We start from the raw sequence: 21,504 nt of genomic DNA on the forward strand, positions 1-21,504 counted from the left end.
CCTATTCCCCTATTCCCCTCCCCGTCTGTCCCCGATGCCGCAGATAATGATCGGCGATCGCACAGGCAACCATTGCCTCGCCGATCGGCACGGCGCGGATGCCGACGCATGGATCGTGGCGGCCCTTGGTCATGATCTCGACGTCCTTGCCGTCCTTATCGATCGACTTTCGCGGGGTCAGGATCGACGAGGTCGGCTTGACGGCGAAACGGGCGACGATTGCCTGGCCGGTCGAGATGCCGCCGAGGATGCCGCCGGCATTGTTGGACAGGAACACCGGCTTGCCGTCATTGCCGATGCGCATCTCGTCGGCATTCTGCTCGCCGGTGATGCGGGCGGCCTCGAAGCCGTTGCCGATCTCGACGCCTTTGACCGCGTTGATCGACATCAGGCCGGAGGCGATGTCCTGGTCGAGCTTGGCATAGATCGGCGCGCCGAGGCCCGGTGGAACGCCGTCGGCGACGATCTCGATCACCGCACCGACCGAGGAGCCCGCGTTGCGGATGCCGTCGAGATACTGCGTGAAGACAGGAACGGAAGCCGGATCGGGGGTGAAGAACGGATTTTCCGCATCGCCGATGAAATTCCAGTTCCAGTTGGCGCGATCGATGGATTTCTCGCCCATCGACACCAGCGCACCGCGCACCACCACGCCGGGCACCACCTTGCGCGCCAAGGCACCGGCCGCCACTCTGGCTGCCGTCTCGCGGGCCGAGGAGCGGCCGCCGCCACGATAATCGCGCACCCCGTATTTGACGTCATAGGTGTAGTCGGCATGGCCGGGCCGGTACTGGCGGGCGATCTCGCCATAATCCTTTGAACGCTGGTCGACATTCTCGATCAGCATCGACACCGGCGTGCCGGTGGTGATCATCGTCTCGCCGTCCTCGTCGAGGATGAAACCTGACAGCACCTTCACTTCATCTGGTTCGCGACGCTGCGTCACGAAACGTGACTGTCCCGGACGGCGCTTGTCGAGTTCGGCCTGGATCTCGTCGCGCGTAAAGCGGATGCCGGGCGGACAGCCGTCGACCACGCAGCCGAGCGACGGGCCATGGCTTTCGCCCCAGGTGGTGACGCGGAAAAGGTGGCCGAACGTGTTGTGAGACATGAAATACCCTGCCCGGCATCGGAGCCGGCTGAAGATTGCGTTCTATTGGCGTTTTTCACAGGGGTCAAACTGTGATCTGGCGGATTTAGTTTTGACACATTCGGTTGGTTTCTGCTCTGCTCCATCCGCTGTTGAACAGCCCGCCGCCATGCCGGTGCAATGATAAAGAGGAACGATTATGCGTACCCTGATTAGCGCCGTTGCCGCCACGCTGCTGCTTTCCACCGCCGCTTTCGCCGGCCAGACCGAAGGCCTGATCAAGAAGATCGACAAGGACACGGCGACGCTGACGCTGGATGACGGCAAGTCCTACAAGCTGAACGCAGAGACCGATCTCGACGCGCTGAAGCCGGGCATGGACATCGTCATCGCCTACGATGTGACCAATGGCGAAAACGTCATCACCGACATGGAACTGCCGGACAGCTCAGCCAACTAGAGCTTCCAACCTCAATTGAATGCAGCGTTTGCGGTTCAGCTTTCGCCGAGCCGCCTGCGAAATGGCCTAGAGCGTGTCGCGTCTGAACGGATTTCAGGCGACCCGCTTTAGGTCTTTGTTTTATGTATGTCGTTCTCCCAAAACCGGGGCCACTTTTGGGCGACATGCATCAAAGCCACTCCAGACTCTTGCCTTCGAGCTTGAGCAGGCGATCCTGCGGTATTTCCAGGTTCGCTGCCTCGTCCTCGGCCAATCCCAGAACGAAACGAAACAAGGTGCGCATGACGCCGCCATGGGTCACGCATATCGTCTGGCGTTCGATCGCGTCGAAGCATGGCCTCACCCGTTCGAGCAGCATCTGATAGCTCTCGGCGCCTTCGCCGGGCGGCTGGAAGTTCCACTTGTCCAGAGCGCGCGTCCCGCTTGCTCCGGGATACCGCGTCTCCAGCTCGGGAAAGGTAAATCCCTGCCAATCGCCGAAATTGACCTCGACGAGGCGCGGATCGGTTCGATAGGCATCCGGATCCAGCTTCATCGCGGCGCGAATACGCTGCATCGTTTCGCGCGTCCGTTTCATCGGACTGGCGACGAAGTCGAATTCCCAGGGATCTGGAACCAACGCAGCTAGCCGAAGCCCGTTGCCGGTCGCCTGTTCGCGGCCAAGAGCATTGAGATCGGTGTCAGCCTGCCCCTGAAGCCGCATTTCGGCGTTCCACGCGGTCTGGCCGTGGCGCGCGATATAAACCAGCGGGTACATCAGGTCTTCCGGTGCGGGATCGGGACGGACGACGGTTGGCGGGGGTGTTAGTCCTTGACGGTCGAAATATCAGGCGCGTCGACCGCCTTCATGCCGACGACGTGGTAGCCCGAATCGACGTGGTGCACTTCACCGGTGACGCCGCGCGACAGATCGGACAGGAAATAGACGCCGGAATCGCCGACTTCCTCCTGCGTCACCGTCTGCTTCAGCGGCGAATTGTACTCGTTCCACTTCAGGATGTAGCGGAAATCGCCGATGCCGGAAGCGGCAAGGGTCTTGATCGGGCCAGCCGAAATGGCGTTGACGCGGATCTTCTTGGCGCCGAGATCGACCGCCAGGTAGCGCACGCTGGCCTCGAGCGCCGCCTTGGCGACACCCATGACGTTGTAGTGCGGCATCACCTTTTCGGCGCCGTAGTAGGTCAGCGTCAGCAGTGAGCCGCCATCGGTCATCAGCGCCTCGGCGCGCTTGGCGATGGTGGTGAAGGAATAGACCGAAATGTCCATTGTGCGCAGGAAATTGTCGCGTGACGTCTCGACATAGCGGCCAGTCAGCTCATCCTTGTCGGAGAAGGCAATGGCGTGGACGAGGAAATCAAGCTTGCCCCAATGTTTGGCGACATTGGCGAAAACCTCATCCAGGCTCGCCGGATCGGTGACGTCGCAATGGCCGGCGACAAAGGCGCCCAGTTCCGCCGCCAGCGGCTCGACACGCTTCTTGAACGCCTCGCCCTGATAGGTCAGCGCTATCTCGGCGCCATGATCGACGCAGGCCTTGGCGATGCCATAAGCGATCGACCTATTGTTGGCGACGCCAAGAATGAGGCCGCGCTTGCCGGCCATTAGGCCCTGTCCACCCGCCATGTGAGCGCTCTCCGCAAGATTTCAGCTTTGTGGGTTGCCCTATCGCACAGGCACAGAGCCCCTTCAAGCGCTCAAAACGGACAGTTCAGGGGACAAAAGCCGCCGATCAGCCTTTTTGGCTGCGCAACAGCGCTTCGAGTGCGCTATCACCGCCTTCCGGCAGCATGATACGCACATGAGCGTAGAGATCGCCGTGACCGCCGGCCTTTTCCGGCAGGCCTCTGCCCTTCAGCCGCAGGACCTTGTCGGAGCTCGACCAGGCCGGAATGTTGACCGCGAGCCTGCCGGTCGGCGTCTCGACAGGCACCTTGGCGCCGAGCACGGCATCCGCCAGCATCACCGGCAGATCGGCGTGCAGGTCGCGGCCTTCGATGCGGTAGCGTGGATGCCGGCGCAGATGGATCTTGACCAGCGCGTCGCCTGGCTGGCCCGGCCCCTGCTCGCCTTGACCCTTGAGGCGGATGGTCTGGCCATCCTCGACATAGGCCGGCAGCTTGACCGCCACCTTGCGGCCGTCGGGGAACATCGCCGTCACCTTTTCAGCGGTCGCCGCTTCCTCGATGGTGACGTCGAGCGTCACGTTCAGATCGGCAGCGGTCGCCTGCTGGCGGCGATCGCCCATGCCGGGACCGCGCGCGCCGGAAAAAGTGTCGCCAAAAATCTGGCTGAAGATGTCGCTGTTGCCGTCGAACGGATCGCCACCGGGTCGACCGGAGCGGAACTCGAACCGCGAGCCGCCCGGACCTTGCTGCCGGCGAAAGCCGCCAAACGGATCGCCGCCACCGGCAGCGCCCTCAAAGCCCTGGAATCGCGGCTTGCCGTCGGCGTCGATCTCGCCGCGATCGAAAGCGGCGCGATTCTTTTCGTCGCCGACGATCTCGTAGGCCTGGTTGGCTGCGGCAAAACGGTCCTTCGCCTTTGGATCATTCGGATTCTGGTCCGGATGATGCTTTTTGGCGAGTTTCCGGTACGCCGACTTTATGTCTTTGGCCGATGCGTTCCTGGCAACGCCCAGCACCTCATAGGGGTCGCGCATGCTTACTGCCCTGGAGAAGAGTTGAGTCTCTGGTTGCCTCTTATATGCGCTCCCATAGGAAGAAATTCCAGTGCTGGAGCCGCATATCAGACGCGGAAAATCAGAGCGCCTTGAAGTCCTGCATGCGCCAGCCGCCGGCGCTGGCCAGGCACAGTTCGCCTTCGAACATGGCAACGCCGTCAAAGCTTTCGCGCGAGGCCTTGAAGCGGCGGCAGGTCTGGCCGTTGTCCTTCAATTCCGCCAGATCGGTGATGGAACCGCGCGAGCCGGTACCGGCATTGGCCCATGGGACGGCCTGCCCGCCGAGCTGCTCGATGTCGGCCGAGGAGACTGCATTGCCGATCGTCGTCTGGTCGGAGTCGCGATCCAGACTGGCCGGCGCGGCCGAGGCCGATGTGCTGCTGGTCAGGATCGAGCGGTCGACTTCGGCTTTTTCCAGGCTGAAGCCGCCGGCGCCACAAGCGGCAAGCGGCAAGGCGACCGCCACGATCGCGGCTTTCGCGCTGGCCGAAGCGATAACGCTCCATTGCCTGCTGTCAAAAGCTTGCGCGATAAGCGACAATCGGCAGCCTCCCCCTTGCTTCGTTAAGAATCTTGGCTTTGTAAGAATCTTCGTGACAATTTGAGAAAAACTATGAGTGACACTGAGTTAACAAGCGGTGACTTTACCGAGGCTGCCGAGCCGTTTCGCCTGTTTGCCGCATGGCTGGACGACGCCACGAAAAGCGAGCCGAACGACCCCAACGGCGTGGCTCTGGCGACCGTCGATACCGACGGCATGCCGGATGTGCGCATGGTTTTGCTCAAGGGGTTCGATGAAAGCGGGTTTGTCTTCTACACGAATTTCGAGAGCGCCAAGGGCCAGGAGATTCTTGGCAGCATGAAGGCGGCGATGTGTTTCCATTGGAAATCACTGCGCCGCCAGGTACGCATTCGCGGACCGGTGGAGATCGTCAGCGACGCCGAAGCCGACGCCTACTATGCGACACGGCCGCGCGGCAGCCGCATCGGCGCATGGGCCTCGAAACAATCGCGGCCGCTGGAAAGCCGCTTTGCGCTGGAGAAGGCAGTGGCCGAATACACGGCACGCTACCCGATCGGCGAGATCCCGCGGCCAAAGCACTGGTCCGGCTTCCGAATCGTGCCCACGACAATCGAGTTCTGGCACGACAGGCCGTTCCGCCTGCACGACCGGCTCGTCTTCAGCCGCAACGCGAAAGGCGCCTGGGACAAGACGAGGCTTTATCCCTGAAGAAGAGGCTCAGGCCTTCTTTCTCGTCATGAACGCGGTGAGCGCGGCGCGCGCCTCATCGGACTTCAGGCGCTCGCGAAAATGCTCGCTTTCCTCGCCGATGCGGGCGACGAGGTCGTCGCGCGAGCCGCGCATCAGGTCGCGCGCGATCTTCAACGCCTGCGGCGGCTTGGCCGCGATCTGGCCGGCGGCCGCCAGCACCGAGGCCTCCAGTGCTGCTTCCTCGACCACCTCGTAGATCAGGCCGGCGGCCTTCGCCCGTTCAGCCGAAAAGCCCTCGCCGAGGCCGAGCAGCGCGAAAGCGCCTTGCTGCCCGAGGATGCGCGGCGCCAGGAGGCTCGATCCCGCCTCAGGCACCAGGCCAAGGTCGACGAAAGGTGTCCTGAACACGGTGCGTGGCGTGGCGAAGGTCAGGTCGCAATGCAGGTTGAGCGTCGTGCCGATGCCGACCGCGATGCCGTCGACGCCGGAGACCATGGGTTTTTCGACCCTGGCCAGCGCCATCAGGAAGTCCCAGACTTCGGTGCCGCCGTCACCGCCGGTGGCGATGACCATGAAATCGGCAAGGTCGTTGCCTGAGGAGAAGGCGCCGGGCACGCCGAGAAAGACATGGACGCGGATCTCCGGGTCGGCGTCGCCTTCGGCCAGACTTTTTGACATTTTCGCATACATGGCGCGCGTCAGCGCGTTCTTCTTGTCCGGCCGGTTCATGCGGATGATCTGGATGGCGCCCTGGCGCTCGACGAGGATATGGTCTGTCACGGTTCTTTCCTTGTGAACGTCAGGCGGAAATCAGCGTTTTTCCGGCAGCGGCGAGGCTTTCGGCGCCATCGATGACGCGCGCCCGCAAAGCGCTGACCTCGCCGAGCAGGTTTTCGGCGAAGAAGCGGCAAAGGGGAATACGGCCTTGATCGGCAAGAGCGCCGCGCGCCAGATAGGCGCCGCCGGCGGCAAGCGAGATCAGCCTGAGATAGGGCGTCGCGCCCGCCAGCGCCTCGTCCGCCCGGCCTTCGGCCGCCAGTTTCTGCAGGAAGCGGGTCGCTTCGCTGAGATCGCCAAGTGCCGCGTCGAGAGCGTCGGCGGTGCGGCCGAAACCCTGCAGGTTCGAGGTCCGCACCGCTGCGGCCATATCAGCCAGTTCGGCGATATAACCATGCACATGGTCGCCGCCGCCGAGCGGCAGCTTGCGCATCACCAGATCGATCGCCTGAATGCCGTTGGTGCCCTCGTAGATCGGGGCGATGCGCGCATCACGATAGAAGGCGGCCGCTCCCGTCTCCTCGATGAAGCCCATGCCGCCATGAACCTGGAGGCCGAGTGAGGCAACCTCGACGCCGATATCGGTCGAGAACGCCTTTGCCAGCGGCGTCAGCAGATTGGCGCGGTCGCGCCAGTGGGCCGCCTCGTCACCGGCGGAGACACGGGCCATGTCGATGGCGTGGGCACAGGAATAGCTGATGGCGCGCGCGGTCTGGGTCAGCGCCTTCATGGTCAGCAGGTTACGCTGGACATCGGGGTGATGGACGATAGGCGCCATACCCGTGCCAGTGTAGCTCGCGGCCTTGCCCTGCCGGCGTTCATTGGCATAGGCGATCGCCTTCTGCGTTGCGGCTTCCGCGACCGCTACCCCCTGCATGCCGACACAAAGCCGCGCATTGTTCATCATCGTGAACATGCAGGCGAGGCCCTTGTTCTCCTCGCCGATCAGCCAGCCGACGGCGCCGGGCTTGGCGCCCTGGAAACCATCGCCATAGATCATGGTGCAGGTCGGCGAGGCATGGATGCCGAGCTTGTGTTCAAGTCCGGAACAGAAGACATCGTTGCGCGCGCCGAGCGCGCCATCGTCGCCGACCAGGAATTTCGGCACCAGGAACAGCGATACGCCGCGCGTGCCGGCCGGCGCATCGGGCAGCCGCGCCAGCACCAGATGGATGATGTTGTCGGTGAAGTCGTGCTCGCCATAGGTGATGAAGATTTTCTGGCCGAAGATGCGGTAGCTGCCGTCACCCACCGGCTCCGCGCGGGCGCGCAAGGCGGCGAGGTCCGAACCGGCTTGCGGCTCGGTCAGGTTCATCGTGCCCATCCACTCGCCGGAGACGAGCTTTTCGAGATACTTTGCCTTGAGGTCTGTGGAGGCGTGTTTGTCGAGCGCTTCGACAGCACCCATGGTCAGCGTCGGGCCGATGCCGAAGGCCATGGCGGCGGAGTTCCACATTTCGAGCGCGGCAACGCCAAGCATGGTCGGCAGCGCCTGGCCGCCATATTCCTCAGGCCCGGAGAGCGCGTTCCAGCCGCCATCGATCCAGCGGCGATAGAGTTCCTTCCAGCCGGGTGGTGTGGTGACGGCAGCGTCCTTCAGCACGGCACCTTGCCGATCGCCGATCGTGTAGAGCGGTGCGACCTCTTCAGTGGCGAAGCGGCCGGCCTCGCCAAGAACGGCATCGACCAGGTCATCGCCGAGATCGCCGAACCTGCCGGCATCGAGCGCCGATTTCATGCCGGCGACATGCTTGAGCGTGAAGGCGATATCCTCGACCGGTGCCCTATACATGCCGCTCACTCCTCCTGATGCATCGGCCCGCCCAACCCTAGAGCCGGTGCCGCTGCAAAACCACCCGCCGTATCAGCGGTCTCCCATCTTCTTTTTACGTAAACGTCAAATTTTGTCACGCGGATTTTGCAATCGCGGCGGCGCGTATTAAGTTCAATCCATGCCGGATCAAGTCGACCGGCGACGGATCAGAACCAGCCAACCGGAACCGCCCATGCTTGCCAGACCCGACGCCTATCGCTGCATCGAATGCGGCCTGCCCTATCGAGCGGAGGGGTTCTGCTACCATGGCGGCAGACTGGACCACGGGGCCGCCTACTGGTCGGATCGCGGCATATTATGCTCGCCGCAATGCTCACTCGCCCACCACCGCAAACGCGCCGCCGAGGGCACGCTGCGGCAAGAGCCGGCTCCGGACCCGTTTGAATTCTAGCAGCTGATGCGTCGCCAGCTTTTCTGAAGTCAGCCCCGAAAGTACTTCCTTAACCATAGCCGTTCAGGATTTGTCTTTGATCAACGGGGATTCCCTGTTTTGAAAAGGACGGCGCGTCTCCTTCGCCGCTTGAAGAGTGTCGTGCCGACGCCCTTCAAGCCATTGTTTCCTCCGCATGTCGTTGCCCCAAAACCGCTGCACACTTTTGGCCGACATGCGCTGGCGCTTCTCGCCTTGGCGGCGACGATGGCGCTGTCCACGGCGGCAAAGGCTTCGGATTTTTCCGAGCCCTGGAAGAACGCCGACCGCGGTTTGGTGGTCGATGCCTACGAATACAATTCCATCGATTGGGCCCAACTCGCCACCGACAAGCGGGTCGTCGGCTTCATCAACAAGGCCTCCGACGGCATGCCGCCGCCCTATTTCTGCCTGGGCAACGACATTGAGGTGAAGCTTTGCAAGGCGCTGTGGAAACGCCATGCGGTGACGCGCGAACTGTTCCAGACGCGCCGGGTGGTGGCCAAGGCACTCGGCCTGAAATGGGGCGCCTATCACCTTGCCCGCCCCGGCAATCCGGTCGAGCAGGCCAACAATTTCCTCGATTTCGCCGAGCCTGCGCCGGACGATCTCATGGCTCTCGACATTGAGGGCAATGATCCCTCGCAATGGATGTCGCTCGACGACGCCGAGGAGTTCGTGCGCCAGGTGCATCGGCGCATCGGCCGTTTCCCGGTGCTGTACACCAACGGCAAGACCGCCCAGTACATTGCCGACAACAGCTACCGATACCGGCTCCTGTCGCGGCTACCGCTCTGGTATGCCCGCTACACCAACGACATCGACGTGCATTTTCCGATGGGCAACTGGCAAGGCTACGCACTGTGGCAGTTTTCGGCGCAAGCTAATTGCGGCCGTTTCCGCTGCCCTTACAGGGTTGCCGGCACGCCTAACGACATAGACGTCAATGTCGCGCCGACAGACGCCGCAACGCTGCGCGCGCAATGGCCGTTCGGCGGGCTTATCGACGTGCCGCCGGACTATCTCGCCTCCATACCGCTACCGGTTTCACGCGAGGCCGGCCTCGCCGGCAATGTCACCATCACCTATGCGTCTGTGGCCGCGCCGCCGACTTTCGAGGACATGGTCGCAGCGTTGGGGACACGCTGGTCCCGTTTCCGCGACGGCTTCCGCATGCCGGTCGTGAAGACGGTGCCCCGGAGACTGAGTTTCGGCATTGTACAATATGTCGCCTGGAAGCGGACCGAGCGGCGTTCGCCCGCACAACTCGACGCTGCCTTTGCCGCTGCCGATCCGCTCAGCACCGCTTCCACCGAACTCGATCGCGGCCAGCGGTAAGCCAACGCGGACTTCAGTTTCCCTGTTCGCGCGCCACCGCCTGCCAGCCGATATCGCGGCGGCAGAAACCGTCCGGCCAGTCGATGCGGTCGAGCGCGGCATAGGCTCGTTTCTGCGCCTCGCCGACCGTGGCGCCTGATGCCGTCACGTTGAGGACGCGGCCGCCATTGGCAACCAGCGCGCCGCCATTGATGGCGGTGCCGGCATGGAACACCTGGACGCCGTCGCTTGCCGCGTCTTCGACGCCGCGGATGACCGAGCCCTTTTCCGGCGTGCCGGGATAGCCTCTCGCCGCCATCACGACGGTCAGTGCCGCCTCGTCGCGCCAGCGCACCGAGGTGTGGGCAAGTTGGCCATCAACTGCCGCATTGAGCAGAACCAGCAGATCGTCCTTCAGCCGCATCATCAGCACCTGGCATTCCGGATCGCCGAAGCGGGTGTTGTATTCGATCAGTCTTGGCCCTTTGTCGGTGATCATCAGCCCGGCAAACAGCACGCCGGAAAAAGGCGCGCCCAGTTCGGCCATGCCGCGCATGGTCGGCTCGATGATCTCACGCATGGTGCGCTCGACCAGTTCCGGCGTCATCACCGGTGCCGGCGAATAGGCCCCCATGCCGCCAGTGTTCGGACCGGTGTCGCCGTCGCCGACGCGCTTGTGATCCTGCGCGGTGCCGAAGGGCAGTGCGGTGGTACCGTCGCAGAGGCAGAAGAAGCTCGCCTCCTCGCCGGTCATGAATTCCTCGACCACAACTTCCGCGCCGGCGGCGCCGAAGGAACCATCGAAGCAGGCATCGAGTGCTGCCTGTGCTTCACTGAGCGTCATGGCGACGGTGACGCCCTTGCCGGCAGCGAGCCCGTCGGCCTTGATGACGATCGGCGCCCCGGTCTTTTCGACATAGGCTTTGGCCGAGGCCAGGTCACTGAAACGGCCATAGGCGGCGGTGGGGATGTTGTAGCGGGCGCAGAGGTCCTTGGTGAAACCTTTCGAGCCTTCCAGCCGTGCCGCTGCCTTGGAGGGACCGAAGACGCGGATATTTTCGGCGCGCAGATCGTCGGCAATGCCGGCGACCAGCGGGCCTTCCGGACCGACCACGACGAGGTCGATTTTTTTCTCCCGGCAGAATGCGGTGACCGCGGCGTGATCGGCGATGTCGAGCTTGACCAGTTCGGCCTCGCCGCCAATGCCCGGATTGCCGGGGGCGGCATAAAGCTTCGTCAGCAGCGGCGACGCGGCGATCTTCCAGGCGAGCGCATGTTCGCGGCCGCCGGAGCCCAGAAGAAGAACGTTCATGGCCACCTCTTGATGCCGAAATTCTGCTCTGGCGGCCATCTGATGGCGTTTTCTGCGCTTCCCGTTCTACTGCGTGCAGTAGAACTGAGCTCACGGACCAAATGTCCGCTCCGCTACGGTTCTCGAAACCACCACCATATGACTCGCCAGAGCGAATTTCGAAACAGTCTCTTGGAGACCCGCTATTGCTCTCCGGGCGACGGGTCAAGGCATCAGGGTGTTTAGATCGCAATTGCGCACGGGAACGTTATCCCCGCCGCCAATTTTCTGGCGATTCGCTAGGCGGAGAAAACCACCGGAAACCAGTCCTCGCGCAGCCTCTCGCCCGGCTGCATGCCATGGCCGTAATAGGGCGGCGAGGTACGGCCCGGCCGCTCGACATAGCGCGCATCGTCACCGACCCAGCGCAGCGACAGCGCCCGGCGCCGCGCCGCGGTCATATTGCCACGCGCGCCATGCGCGGTCCTGAAGTCGAACAGGATGGCGTCGCCCGGCTCCATTTCCCATTCGAGCACCTTCATCGAAGGGTCCTTGTCGGGATCCGGCACCGGCAGATAGTCGCCCTCGCCGGCATAGAAATTGCTATCGTCGAGCCAGCGCACCGGCAGGATCATCTTGTCCCATTTGTGCGAGCCGGCGATCAGCCGCAGCGTCGCCTCCTTCACCGGGTCGATGGGTATCCAGAAGCTCACCGTCTGTTGGCCATCGACGAAATAGTAGGGGATGTCCTGATGCCAGGGCGTCGGCTTCTGCGTGCCGGGTTCCTTCACCAGCACATGATCATGGAAGAACTGCGCGGTGCGCGATTGCATCACCGCCGCCGCAAGTTCGGCGGCGGGTGAGTCCCGTACCAGGCTGACGAATTCGGGGATGCGCTCCCAGTTGCAGTAGTCATCGAAGAAACTACCGCGACCGTTGGCTATGTCGGATGCGGTGGCGCTGCGGTTCTGCATGTTGCGTTCGATGCCTGCGGCAATCGTGTCGACCCAGCCCTTGAAGGCGCCGCGAATGCAAACAGCGCCGTCACGCTGATAGTCGGCAATCGTGGACGCGCCGATCCTGGTGGCGTCGAGGGTGGCAGTCCGGGAAGCCATGGCGTTCTCCTCTTGGAATAAAGCCACTATCGCAATATCTATTCATTCGGTAAAATAATAACTTTCGATCTGACATATAGAGTGCCTCTATGAGTGTGACTCTCACGCAGCTACGCTATCTGGTTGCCGTGGCGCGTCACGGCAGCGTCACCGGCGCGGCAAAGATGCTGAACGTCTCTCAGCCGTCGATCTCGGTGGCCATCGACGCGGTCGAAAAGAATTTCGGCCAGAAACTGTTCGTCCGCCAGCGGGGAAGCGGCGTGTCGCCGACATCGTTCGGCCGCGCCGTCGTGGCCAAGGCAAGGCAGGTTCTCACCGAAACGGAGGAACTCATCGGCCTGGGTTCAAGCAAATCGGCTGTCAGCGGCGAGTTGGTGTTGGGATGCTTCGAGGATCTGGCGCCTTTCTTCGCGCCGGCTTTGATCCGCGCCTTCTCCGAACGCTATCCGGCCGTCAAGATCGTCGTTCGCGACGAGACGTTCGAGACGCTGGGTCGACGGCTGGGTGACGCGGCCATCGATCTCGGCCTGACTTATGATCTCAGCCTGCCGACGCATTTCGCCCGCATCCTGCTGCGTGAACTTCGCCCGCACGCGCTGTTGCCGGCAGGCCATGCCCTGGCGGATCGCCCGTCGGTCAGCCTTGCCGATCTGGCCGCCTATCCGCTGATCACCACCGACCAGCCGCACAGCTGGCAGCATATGCTCGACCTGTTCCGCAGCCGCGGCCTTTCGCCTGTGGCCGACATGACGACAAGCTCGTTCGAACTGCAACGGAGCATGGTCGCCAACGGCTTCGGCGTTGCGGTCAGCTACACCCGCCCGCATGGCGACCGCAGCTATGACGGGCTGCCGCTCATCTGCAAGCCGCTGTCGGATCCGCTGCCCATGCAGCGGATCCTGCTTACCTATGACACGCATCAGCGTGTGTCGAATGCAGCGCTGGCCTTCGTCGAGGTGGCCAAGGACTGGTTCGCCACCCGCGACATCTTTGCCTCGTGAAAGGCTGACGGGCGCCGCGTCTCCGCTTGCCGCTTGACGGTTTCCGCCGCTGCTGCCACTCCATGGGCATGGAAACCATCCAGTCGAAAGCGGCCCAGGGCCGTGTCGCCGATGCGCCGAACGGCCATTGGGTCTACCGCGTGCTGCCGCGCTCGATATGGCCCTATGCGCAGCTTGCGCGGTGGGACAGGCCGATAGGCTGGCAACTGCTGCTGTGGCCGTGCTGGTGGTCGGCGGCCTTGGCGGCAAGCGCCTATCCGCGTCCCGGCGACCCGCTGCTCTCACTGCTGCCGGCGCCTTTGTATCTCGTGCTTTTCCTGGTCGGGGCCATCGCCATGCGCGGCGCCGGCTGCACCTACAACGACCTCGTCGACGAGGACATCGACAACCAGGTGGAGCGCACGCGCTCGCGACCGCTGCCGTCAGGCAAGGCGACGCGCCGGCGGGCATGGCTGTTTCTCGTCCTGCAGGCCCTGGTCGGCCTCGTCGTGCTCATCCAGTTCAACAGCTTTGCCGTCCTGCTCGGCATCTGCTCACTGGCGGTCATCGCCATATATCCGTTCATGAAGCGGATAACCAACTGGCCGCAACTGGTGCTCGGCCTTGCGTTTTCCTGGGGCGCGCTGATGGGATGGGCGGTCGAGTTCGGCGATCTCGATGGGCCTGCTGTCATGCTCTATATCGGCTCGATCCTGTGGGTGATCGGCTACGACACGATCTACGCGCACCAGGACAAGGAAGATGACGCCATTGTCGGCGTGCGCTCGACGGCACGCCTGTTCGGCGACAACACCAAGGCCTGGCTGGCCGGACTTTATGGCGGCGCGCTGATCTGCTTCGCCATCGCCTTCGCGTCGGCGCAGGCGCCGGTGGTGGCGCTGGCCGGGCTGATCGCCGCCGGCGCTCATATGGCGCGGCAGATCGCCGTGTTGGACATCGACAATCCGGACCAATGCCTGCGCCTGTTCAGGTCGAACAACCAGGTCGGCTGGCTGATCTTCCTCGGCCTGATCGGCGGCGCTGTGTGGGTGGCTCTGAAGCCGCTGGTTTAGCGGCGCTTCTTCCTTCTCCCCTTGTGGGAGAAGGTGGATTGGCGCGCAGCGCCAAGACGGTTGAGGGGTGCGTGACGGAACGCCGGCATTGCCAAGCTGGAACACCCCTCATCCGACCGAGCTTCGCTCGGCCACCTTCTCCCACAGGGGGAGAAGGAAGAACCTTCCTACTCCCGCGAAATAATCTCCTGGCCGTCGATGACCAGCCTGAGACCGAGGTCGCCAGCTCTGCGGCGAGCGAGGAAACGCGGGCGGCGCGTGTTCGAAATCCGCCCCTTGCGCCGATCCTGCGGCGGCAGCGTCTTGATGGCGGCGCCGAGTGATTCTTCCAGGGTGCGGGCAACGCCGTCCGATTCGATGAGCAGCATCGGCAGGCGGTAAGCGTCGGCCCAGGCGCGCCAGTCGGCGGCGACATCGTCGAGATCGTCGGCCACCAGCAGCGGCACCGACAGCATCGGGTCGTTGTGCAGGAGTTCCAGGGTCACCGTGACATTGCCGTCCGGATCCTCCATGGCGCGGGCGGCAACGCCGCGGAACGCATTGGAGGGCAGAACGATGATCGCGGGCAGGCCGCTCATCTCGAGCAAGCGGCGGATCACGGCGCCGCGCTGGTCGATGGTGAAGGTTACATCGCCGTAGTCGTCGCGAGTCGCGTAGCTCACCACTTGCGGCAGGCGGAATGGGTCGAGACGCATGTTGCGTCCCGCCCAGACTGGCTTCAGTCCGGTGTTCATAGAGTGGCCTTCCTGTCTGTCTCCTGAGAGCCGGTGTCCGGTTCTCTCCGGGCCGGTTTTTCCAGCCTCGTTTGTATGGAGACAGTAGCGCGGGCTCCTTACCGCCCCGCTTAAGAAAGTCGGTTAAATTTTGCTGATCTCAGGGATGGTTATCGGAATCCCACCAGCCACAAGATGTCGAAAGGATCAGATAACCTTACCCGGATTCATGATGCCGGCCGGATCGAAAGCGGCCTTCACCCTTCGCATCAGATCGATCGCCATCGGCGGCGCGGTGGCGATCAGCTCGTCGCGCTTCAACTGGCCGATGCCATGCTCGGCCGAGATCGAACCGTGCAGGCTGCGCACCACATCGTGCACCGCCTTGTTCATGGGGTGATAGAGAGCGAGGAACGCCTCATCGTCGCCGTCGACGGGCCGGGAAATGTTGTAGTGGAGATTGCCGTCGCCCATATGGCCGAAGCAGACCACGCGCGCGCCGGCGCTCACCGACGCCACCGCGCCGGCGGCTTCTTCGATGAAACGCGGGATCGAGGCAATAGGCACCGAAATGTCGTGCTTGATCGAGGCGCCCTCCGGTTTCTGCGCCTCGGGCAGCAACTCACGGAAATTCCAGAAGGCATCGCCCTGCGCGAGACTCGCGGCAATGACGGCGTCGCCGACGAATTCCTGTTCGAGGCCAGCCGACAGCACATCCTCGATCAACGCTCTCGAATCTTCCGACGAACGGCCTGATGAAATCTGCATCAGCACGTACCACGGCCAGTCCTCGATCAGCGGCCGCACCACACCCTGGGCATGCGCCAGGGTGAAATCATATGGCCGCCTGCCGATCAGTTCGAAAGCGGTGAGTGCTGCCCCGGCACGGTCCATGGCCAGGCCGAACAGCGAAAGTGCCGCCTCGGGCGACGACAGGCCGACGAAGGCGACTTCGCGCCCCTTCGGTTTCGGGAACAGTTTCAGCACGGCGGCGGTGATGACGCCGAGCGTGCCTTCGGCCCCGACGAACAGGTTTTTCAGATCGTAGCCGGTGTTGTCCTTCTTCAGCTTGCGCAGGTCGTCGAACACCTCGCCGGTCGGCAGCACCACCTCGACACCGAGGCAAAGTTCACGCGCATTGCCGTAGGCAAGCACGCCGGTGCCGCCGGCATTGGAGGAAAGATTGCCCCCGATCTGGCAGGAGCCTTGCGCGGCCAGCGACAGCGGGAACAGCCGGTCGGCGGCGTCGGCTGCCTCCTGCAGCGTCTGCAGGATGACACCGGCTTCTACTGTTACGGTGTTGGACTGCACATCGATCTCGCGGATGCGGTTCAGCCGCGACAGCGACAGGACGATTTCGCGCCCGGACCTGTCCGGCACCTGCGCGCCGACCAGCCCGGTGTTGCCGCTTTGCGGCACGATCGGCGTTCCCGTCTCGGTCGCCAGCCGCATGATCCGGCTGACCTCGTCGACGCTGCCCGGCCGCAGCACCAGCGACGTCGCGCCGTGCCAAAGCCCACGTCGCTCAATGAGGTAGGGCGCGATGTCCTGCTGATCACGCAGTGCATATTTGTCGCCGACGATCGCCGTGAAGCGATCGATGAGGGCGGGATCGAGTGTCTTTGTGATTTCGATCATGGGGGAAACTATGTTGCGGGTTGCGTGATGTCACGAGGGGCGGCTGCACGCGACAGCCGATCGTTGATCGCTTCGCCGAGCCCGTCGCAGGGAATAGGCTCGACGGCGATGGTGCGCGCGCCGCTGCGGTCGAGTGCCTGCATATAGGCGAACAGATTGCTCGCCGCTTCGCGCAGGTCCCCGGTTTCGGACAAATTGAGGAAGGCTTCGGCGCGGCGCCAGCCGTCCGCCCGTTGGCTGCCGAAGCCGAGCAAAGCCTCGCCCTCGCCGACCGTGCCGGCATTGAGCCGCATCGCGGCACCTGGCGCATAGTGCGAGGCAAGCATGCCCGGCGCCTCGATACTGGCGGTGCCGCCGCGCAACAATTCTATGCCGATGGCCGCCTCGATCTCCTCGGCGGCGATGCCGCCGGGCCTCAGCAGCCGCATTCTTTCCCCCTCGGCCTTGAGAATCGTCGATTCCAGCCCGACCGGGGTCGCGCCGCCATCGACCACCAGCTTTATCCGCGCACCGAGATCGGCTGCCACCGCTTGCGCGGTCGTTGCGCTGATCCTGCCGGATGAATTGGCGCTGGGCGCGGCAAGCGGGCGGCCGAGCCTGGCGATCAGATCGCCGCCAAAGCCCCTCGGCATGCGCAAGGCGATTGTATCGAGCCCGGCGGTGACCAGCGGATGGATGCCGTTGCCGGGCCGTTGCGGCAGCACCAGCGTCAGCGGACCGGGCCAGAACGCGCGCGCGAGTTTCTTCGACAGCGGATCGAACAGCGCGAGGCGCTCGGCCATCGCCATGTCGGCGACATGGGCGATCAGCGGGTTGAAGCGCGGCCGCCCCTTGGCTTCGAAGATGCGCGCGACGCCGATGCCGTTGGTCGCGTCGCCGGCCAGCCCGTAGACGGTTTCCGTCGGGATGGCGACGACATCGCCCTCCCTGAGCAGCGCCAGCGCCCGCTCCAGCGCCTCGCCCGAGCCAAGTATTTCAGCCACTCTCGTCACCTCACAGATGCGGGGTGCGTAGTACGATGGCGGCCATTGGGCAAGTCGGCTGTTGGGTAACCGTTTGTTGGCGAGCAGGAGCATTGGCGATTTATCAATCCCTAAAATGCTATGTTTCCACGAAAGCCGGCATCAATTCCGGCCTGCTATCGAACAGCTTCTGGGCAAAGGGGCGATATCGGTGTCTGCGCGTATCCTGCTGGGTATCATTCTTGCTGTTGCGGCCGGCGAAGCCCAGGCATCATCCCTGGTTTTTCCAGGCACGCCATCCTCCACACCGTCGATCGTCAGGATCGGCGCTCCCAACCAGCCTGGAACCGTCGATGCGGTCAACACCAGCGATGCGCGGTCGGTGATGGCAGTAGGGGAAGCGCCGCCCGACGTCACCGATGAAAAGGTAGCGGCGATCCCGGACAAGCCCGCGACCGGACACGGCTTCCAGCCAGGCCCGATGGTCATCCGTGGCGGCGTTACCGGTCCCGATTTCCCGGCACCCGCGCCAACCGCTGCACCAGCGACCGGTGCCGCGCCGGCCGCTGGCACCGCGCCGGCAACGGCCACCGCTTCCGCTGCCCCCTCAGGAAACGCCGAGAACCAACCCGCCCCGCCGAGCGCTCCGGCCCCGGCAGCAGGGCAGCGCATGCCTCCCAACGGCTACACCAAGTAGCCCCGCCTCAAAGACAGCCGACATCGAAGGCGTGACTTGACGGCGATCTGGCGCCCGGCGCACGATTGCCAAACAAACTCGGTTTCGGCTTATTTCAGCCGCCAGACGCCATCGCCTGTATTTCGTCAGGCGGTTCTGGCAGACGGGATTTCATCGCTAAGGGGTAAAGGGGGAAAGCATGAGAAAATCTGGAATCGTGACCGGAGCAGGCCTATTGCTGGCGTCACTGCTTGGCGTCGTCGCGGCTCATGCCGACGACATGCTGGGATCCTATGTCGCGCGCATTTCCGATCGCGACCATCAGGCGAGTGACGGCTATGCGCTGGACAATGCCGCGCAGATGGTGCGGCAGGACCGCGCCAACTGGCACAAATTCCACCGCCGTGACAGCGACGACGAGGCTGATGGCTGGTTCAGGACCAACGACCAGCGCGCCGACCTGCAGCGCATGCTGGAACGCGGCGGCGCGATGAGTTCCTCGACCAAGCGCGCCATCGTCAATGGCGAACCGCTGATCCAGGTCGACGTCTACGAAAACAGCGTGCGCGTCAGCATTCTCGAGAACTGACGGGCCGTCGCCGGGGCGGCTGACAGTCGGCTTCGGGGACGGCTGATAGGAAAAGGCGGCGCCTCGGCGCCGCCTTGCCATCGATAGACTCGGCGGCTGAAAAGATCAGGCCGCTTCTTCCTTGTCGTCGTCGTCTTCTTCTTCGGACTCGTCGCCTTCAGCCTTCACGCTGTCCTCGGCGTCGTCTTCGTCCTCGTCTTCATCTTCGTCGTCATCCGAGAGCGTGGCAGCTTCGGTGGACTCTTCGCCTTCTTCATCGTCGCCGTCTTCGTCGTCATCAGACAGGTCAGCGGCTTCGATCGCTGCGGCGGCGGCATGATCGAGAATAGTTTCGGAAGCGGATTCAAGCGCCTCGGCGGGAGTTTCTTCTGTCACTTCGATTTCGTGATCGGAATTCATGGAAGTCTCCGTGGGGTTGGGGAACATGTCCCTTTTGCCACGGAGAGATCATCGCCATATGACTGTAAGCCGGCTCGAACGGCCGGTAGCAGAGAATATTTTCTTCGCCTTAACCTGCGATCCTGGAGAAATCCGCGACCTGACCGGTGGCCGTGCGGATGCGGGCGAGCAGCGCCAGGCGGTTGGCACGCACCGCCTGATCCTCATCGTTTACAAGAACATGCTCAAAGAATGAATCAACCGGCTCGCGCAACACGCTAAGCGCCAGCAAGGCGCCGGAAAAATCATCGTTTTGAATCGCTTCGCCGGCTTGCTTCTCAGCCTGGTTCACCGCCGCAAACAGCGATTTCTCGGTATCCGCGCGAAACAGCGCCGGCTCAACGGTTTCGGCGACCGCCGTTTTCTTTTTCTCCTCGGCAGCCAGAATGTTGGCCGCGCGCTTGGTGCCGGCGAGCAGGTTCTTGCCGTCCTCGGTGTCGAGGAAGGAGCCGAGCGCCTCGACGCGGCGCACGATCTGCAAGAGGTCGTCGGACTGCGGCGTGATGACGGCATCGATGAGATCGTGCCGGGCGCCCTGATCGCGGAGGTAGACTTTCAGGCGGTCGTGGAAGAAGGACAGAAGGTCAGACGCTTTCCCGACGATGGCTGCCAGCGCCAGTCGAATATCATTCTCGACCAATATTCTAACCACACCCAGCGCCGCTCTACGCAGCGCATAGGGATCCTTCGACCCAGTCGGCTTTTCGTCGATTGCCCAGAAACCGACCAGCATGTCGAGCTTATCGGCAAGCGCCACTGTGATCGAAACCGGATCGCCCGGTACATAATCGGACGGACCTTGCGGCTTGTAGTGCTCTTCGATGGCTGCGGCCACGGACGAGTGCTCGCCCTGAAGCAGCGCATATTTGCGGCCCATGGCGCCTTGCAGTTCCGGGAACTCGCCGACGACTTCGGTGGTGAGGTCGGCCTTGGCCAGGACAGCGGCGCGGCCGACCAACGCGGGATCGGCGCCGACGATCGGAGCCAGTTCTTCCGCCAATCGCTTGATCCGCTCCACCCGTTCGCCCTGCGTGCCGAGCTTGGCGTGGAAAGTCACGCCGAGATGGTCGAGGCGGGCCATGCGCTGGTCGAGCGGCTTCTTGAGATCAAGCCCGAATTTTTCCGCCGATGCCTCGAGCTCAGCCAGGTCAGGCAAATCGCCCTGGTCGGTCGTCCAGAAATAAAGCGCGTCGGACAGGCGGGCGCGCACCACCTTGCCGTTGCCGTGGGCGATCTCCTTGCCGCCATCCCTGGCTTCGATGTTGGCGGTTAGAATGAAGCGATTGGAAAGCGCGTCGTCGACACCCTGCGGCCGCGTCACAAAGCACTTCTGGTTGGCGCGGATGGTCAGTCGTATCACCTCGGCTGGAATGGCGAGGAATGCCTCCTCGAACTCGCCCATCAGCACGACAGGCCATTCGACCAGTCCGGACACCTCCTCCAGCAACCCTTCGTCCTCGACCAGATCAAGCCCGTTGGCGAAGGCGAGATTGCGGGCATCGGCAAGGATGATCTCCTTGCGGCGGTCGGCATCGAGCACGACCTTGGCCGCTTCCAGTTTGGAAACATAGTCGTCGAAGCGGCGCACCGTGATCGCATCAGGCGCATGAAAACGGTGGCCATAGGTGATGTTGCCGGAGCGGATGCCGTCGATCTCGAAATCGACCACGACAGGCTCCTCGGTCTCCGGGCCGAAGGTGCACAGGATCGATTGCAGCGGGCGCACCCAGCGCAATGAACCGGGCTTGGCCGAGGCCGGCCCCCAGCGCATCGATTTCGGCCACGGGAAATTGCGGATGATATCAGGCACCAGGTCCGCGATGATCTGTTCGGCCGCCCTGCCCGGCTTCGAAATGTGGGCGACATAAAAATCGCCCTTCTTCGGATCGGAATGGACATGCGCCTCGGCGATCGAGGAAAGTCCGGCCTTGCGCAGGAAGCCCTGGACCGCCTGTTCGGGCGCCGATGTCGAAGGCCCCTTGATCTCTTCGTTTATATCCTTCGAGCGCGCGGTGAGACCCCTGATGTCGAGGGTCAGCCGCCGCGGCGTCCAGTACTCGCGCGCCGCCTCATAGGTCAGCCCCGCCTCGACCAGGCCGTCAGTCAGCATCTTCCTGAGATCGCCAGCCGCCTTGCGCTGCATGCGGGCGGGAATCTCTTCCGAGCGGAGTTCTAGAAGCAGGTCAGGCATGGATGGGGCTCACGCGGCAAAATGGTCCGGGCGGGGGCATAGCAACTCGGCTGGCCGC

The 21,504-nt window shown here is 63.4% G+C and carries 22 protein-coding genes; 8 read left to right on the top strand and 14 right to left on the bottom strand.

The features are described 5' to 3' along the window. Position 1 precedes the first annotated feature (1 nt). Positions 2-1,111, bottom strand: a complete 1,110-nt coding sequence (aroC, locus tag EN990_RS25940) for a chorismate synthase (protein WP_127388420.1) — start codon at positions 1,109-1,111, stop codon at positions 2-4. A 178-nt stretch (positions 1,112-1,289) separates the two neighbouring features. Here aroC and EN990_RS25945 point away from each other — a divergent pair, with 178 nt between their 5' ends. After that, positions 1,290-1,550, top strand: coding sequence for a DUF1344 domain-containing protein (locus tag EN990_RS25945; RefSeq protein WP_013532801.1), 261 nt, complete (start codon positions 1,290-1,292; stop codon positions 1,548-1,550). Positions 1,551-1,719: 169 nt separating this feature from the next. On the opposite strand, the gene EN990_RS25950 is transcribed toward EN990_RS25945, so the two are convergent. The 4 genes from EN990_RS25950 to EN990_RS25965 form a co-directional block, all read right to left on the bottom strand. Further along, positions 1,720-2,307, bottom strand: coding sequence for a histidine phosphatase family protein (locus EN990_RS25950; protein WP_013532802.1), 588 nt, complete (start codon positions 2,305-2,307; stop codon positions 1,720-1,722). 47 nt (positions 2,308-2,354) lie between these two features. After that, positions 2,355-3,173, bottom strand: coding sequence for an enoyl-ACP reductase FabI (gene fabI, locus EN990_RS25955; protein ID WP_013532803.1), 819 nt, complete (start codon positions 3,171-3,173; stop codon positions 2,355-2,357). Between the two features lie 106 nt (positions 3,174-3,279). Continuing rightward, positions 3,280-4,209, bottom strand: a complete 930-nt coding sequence (locus tag EN990_RS25960; RefSeq protein ID WP_127388421.1) for a J domain-containing protein — start codon at positions 4,207-4,209, stop codon at positions 3,280-3,282. A gap of 100 nt (positions 4,210-4,309) precedes the next feature. Continuing rightward, positions 4,310-4,771 carry an RT0821/Lpp0805 family surface protein gene (locus EN990_RS25965; protein WP_013532805.1) on the bottom strand — a complete coding sequence of 154 codons (462 nt, stop codon included), beginning with the start codon at positions 4,769-4,771 and terminating at the stop codon, positions 4,310-4,312. Positions 4,772-4,843: 72 nt separating this feature from the next. Here EN990_RS25965 and pdxH point away from each other — a divergent pair, with 72 nt between their 5' ends. Further along, on the top strand, positions 4,844-5,461 hold the full coding sequence (pdxH, locus tag EN990_RS25970; RefSeq protein WP_013532806.1) for a pyridoxamine 5'-phosphate oxidase: 618 nt from the start codon (positions 4,844-4,846) through the stop codon (positions 5,459-5,461). A 9-nt stretch (positions 5,462-5,470) separates the two neighbouring features. Here pdxH and EN990_RS25975 read toward each other — a convergent pair whose 3' ends face one another. Continuing rightward, positions 5,471-6,223 carry a crotonase/enoyl-CoA hydratase family protein gene (locus EN990_RS25975; RefSeq protein ID WP_127385665.1) on the bottom strand — a complete coding sequence of 251 codons (753 nt, stop codon included), beginning with the start codon at positions 6,221-6,223 and terminating at the stop codon, positions 5,471-5,473. A gap of 19 nt (positions 6,224-6,242) precedes the next feature. After that, positions 6,243-8,012 (bottom strand): acyl-CoA dehydrogenase, encoded by a 1,770-nt coding sequence (locus tag EN990_RS25980; protein WP_127368716.1) that lies wholly within the window; start codon positions 8,010-8,012, stop codon positions 6,243-6,245. Between the two features lie 214 nt (positions 8,013-8,226). Between EN990_RS25980 and EN990_RS25985 the strand changes: the two genes are divergently transcribed. After that, positions 8,227-8,445 (top strand): hypothetical protein, encoded by a 219-nt coding sequence (locus EN990_RS25985; RefSeq protein WP_013532811.1) that lies wholly within the window; start codon positions 8,227-8,229, stop codon positions 8,443-8,445. Between the two features lie 246 nt (positions 8,446-8,691). Beyond that, on the top strand, positions 8,692-9,801 hold the full coding sequence (locus EN990_RS25990; protein ID WP_164753913.1) for a glycoside hydrolase family 25 protein: 1,110 nt from the start codon (positions 8,692-8,694) through the stop codon (positions 9,799-9,801). 13 nt (positions 9,802-9,814) lie between these two features. Here the strand turns inward: EN990_RS25990 and purD are convergent, their stop codons facing one another. Further along, entirely contained in the window at positions 9,815-11,092 is a 1,278-nt protein-coding gene (gene purD / locus EN990_RS25995) for a phosphoribosylamine--glycine ligase (protein ID WP_127368714.1), read from the bottom strand. A gap of 278 nt (positions 11,093-11,370) precedes the next feature. Beyond that, the gene (locus EN990_RS26000; RefSeq protein WP_027164167.1) at positions 11,371-12,186 is read right to left on the bottom strand and encodes a phytanoyl-CoA dioxygenase family protein; all 816 of its coding nucleotides are present in this window, start codon (positions 12,184-12,186) and stop codon (positions 11,371-11,373) included. Positions 12,187-12,275: 89 nt separating this feature from the next. On the opposite strand from EN990_RS26000, the gene EN990_RS26005 reads away from it, so the two are divergent. Further along, positions 12,276-13,187: a LysR family transcriptional regulator gene (locus tag EN990_RS26005; RefSeq protein WP_013532815.1), complete on the top strand. Its 912-nt coding sequence runs from the start codon at positions 12,276-12,278 to the stop codon at positions 13,185-13,187. Between the two features lie 68 nt (positions 13,188-13,255). Continuing rightward, complete coding sequence (gene ubiA, locus EN990_RS26010; RefSeq protein ID WP_064995195.1) at positions 13,256-14,239, top strand: 4-hydroxybenzoate octaprenyltransferase; 984 nt, start codon at positions 13,256-13,258, stop codon at positions 14,237-14,239. 167 nt (positions 14,240-14,406) lie between these two features. Here the strand turns inward: ubiA and EN990_RS26020 are convergent, their stop codons facing one another. The 3 genes from EN990_RS26020 to EN990_RS26030 all read right to left on the bottom strand — a co-directional run bounded on the left by EN990_RS26020 (position 14,407) and on the right by EN990_RS26030 (position 17,573). Then, positions 14,407-14,973: a DUF6101 family protein gene (locus EN990_RS26020; RefSeq protein ID WP_127368712.1), complete on the bottom strand. Its 567-nt coding sequence runs from the start codon at positions 14,971-14,973 to the stop codon at positions 14,407-14,409. A 186-nt stretch (positions 14,974-15,159) separates the two neighbouring features. Beyond that, the gene (locus EN990_RS26025) at positions 15,160-16,590 is read right to left on the bottom strand and encodes an FAD-binding oxidoreductase (RefSeq protein ID WP_127385283.1); all 1,431 of its coding nucleotides are present in this window, start codon (positions 16,588-16,590) and stop codon (positions 15,160-15,162) included. A gap of 8 nt (positions 16,591-16,598) precedes the next feature. Continuing rightward, the gene (locus EN990_RS26030; RefSeq protein ID WP_164766157.1) at positions 16,599-17,573 is read right to left on the bottom strand and encodes an L-threonylcarbamoyladenylate synthase; all 975 of its coding nucleotides are present in this window, start codon (positions 17,571-17,573) and stop codon (positions 16,599-16,601) included. Between the two features lie 190 nt (positions 17,574-17,763). On the opposite strand from EN990_RS26030, the gene EN990_RS26035 reads away from it, so the two are divergent. Next, positions 17,764-18,249: a hypothetical protein gene (locus EN990_RS26035; RefSeq protein ID WP_127370974.1), complete on the top strand. Its 486-nt coding sequence runs from the start codon at positions 17,764-17,766 to the stop codon at positions 18,247-18,249. 178 nt (positions 18,250-18,427) lie between these two features. Beyond that, a complete protein-coding gene (locus EN990_RS26040; protein ID WP_024502648.1) occupies positions 18,428-18,817 on the top strand; it encodes a hypothetical protein in 390 nt (129 codons plus the stop codon). Between the two features lie 105 nt (positions 18,818-18,922). Here the strand turns inward: EN990_RS26040 and EN990_RS26045 are convergent, their stop codons facing one another. Then, complete coding sequence (locus EN990_RS26045; RefSeq protein ID WP_063171642.1) at positions 18,923-19,216, bottom strand: hypothetical protein; 294 nt, start codon at positions 19,214-19,216, stop codon at positions 18,923-18,925. A 109-nt stretch (positions 19,217-19,325) separates the two neighbouring features. Continuing rightward, positions 19,326-21,446: a glycine--tRNA ligase subunit beta gene (gene glyS / locus EN990_RS26050; protein ID WP_127385287.1), complete on the bottom strand. Its 2,121-nt coding sequence runs from the start codon at positions 21,444-21,446 to the stop codon at positions 19,326-19,328. Positions 21,447-21,504 lie beyond the last annotated feature (58 nt).

It is taken from the genome of Mesorhizobium sp. M7A.F.Ca.US.005.03.1.1 (assembly GCF_003997975.1).
GTDB lineage: Bacteria > Pseudomonadota > Alphaproteobacteria > Rhizobiales > Rhizobiaceae > Mesorhizobium > Mesorhizobium ciceri.

Bases quoted from the DNA above. Each gene is read 5' to 3' on its own strand.
- EN990_RS25980 (WP_127368716.1), bottom strand. From the start codon at position 8,012: ATGTATAGGGCACCGGTCGAGGATATCGCCTTCACGCTCAAGCATGTC.
- EN990_RS25950 (WP_013532802.1), bottom strand. From the start codon at position 2,307: ATGTACCCGCTGGTTTATATCGCGCGCCACGGCCAGACCGCGTGGAAC.
- pdxH (WP_013532806.1), top strand. From the start codon at position 4,844: ATGAGTGACACTGAGTTAACAAGCGGTGACTTTACCGAGGCTGCCGAG.
- ubiA (WP_064995195.1), top strand. From the start codon at position 13,256: ATGGAAACCATCCAGTCGAAAGCGGCCCAGGGCCGTGTCGCCGATGCG.
- EN990_RS25985 (WP_013532811.1), top strand. From the start codon at position 8,227: ATGCTTGCCAGACCCGACGCCTATCGCTGCATCGAATGCGGCCTGCCC.
- aroC (WP_127388420.1), bottom strand. From the start codon at position 1,111: ATGTCTCACAACACGTTCGGCCACCTTTTCCGCGTCACCACCTGGGGC.
- EN990_RS25945 (WP_013532801.1), top strand. From the start codon at position 1,290: ATGCGTACCCTGATTAGCGCCGTTGCCGCCACGCTGCTGCTTTCCACC.
- EN990_RS25990 (WP_164753913.1), top strand. From the start codon at position 8,692: ATGGCGCTGTCCACGGCGGCAAAGGCTTCGGATTTTTCCGAGCCCTGG.
- fabI (WP_013532803.1), bottom strand. From the start codon at position 3,173: ATGGCGGGTGGACAGGGCCTAATGGCCGGCAAGCGCGGCCTCATTCTT.
- purD (WP_127368714.1), bottom strand. From the start codon at position 11,092: ATGAACGTTCTTCTTCTGGGCTCCGGCGGCCGCGAACATGCGCTCGCC.
- EN990_RS26025 (WP_127385283.1), bottom strand. From the start codon at position 16,590: ATGATCGAAATCACAAAGACACTCGATCCCGCCCTCATCGATCGCTTC.
- EN990_RS26000 (WP_027164167.1), bottom strand. From the start codon at position 12,186: ATGGCTTCCCGGACTGCCACCCTCGACGCCACCAGGATCGGCGCGTCC.
- EN990_RS26040 (WP_024502648.1), top strand. From the start codon at position 18,428: ATGAGAAAATCTGGAATCGTGACCGGAGCAGGCCTATTGCTGGCGTCA.
- EN990_RS26005 (WP_013532815.1), top strand. From the start codon at position 12,276: ATGAGTGTGACTCTCACGCAGCTACGCTATCTGGTTGCCGTGGCGCGT.
- EN990_RS26045 (WP_063171642.1), bottom strand. From the start codon at position 19,216: ATGAATTCCGATCACGAAATCGAAGTGACAGAAGAAACTCCCGCCGAG.
- glyS (WP_127385287.1), bottom strand. From the start codon at position 21,446: ATGCCTGACCTGCTTCTAGAACTCCGCTCGGAAGAGATTCCCGCCCGC.
- EN990_RS25960 (WP_127388421.1), bottom strand. From the start codon at position 4,209: ATGCGCGACCCCTATGAGGTGCTGGGCGTTGCCAGGAACGCATCGGCC.
- EN990_RS26020 (WP_127368712.1), bottom strand. From the start codon at position 14,973: ATGAACACCGGACTGAAGCCAGTCTGGGCGGGACGCAACATGCGTCTC.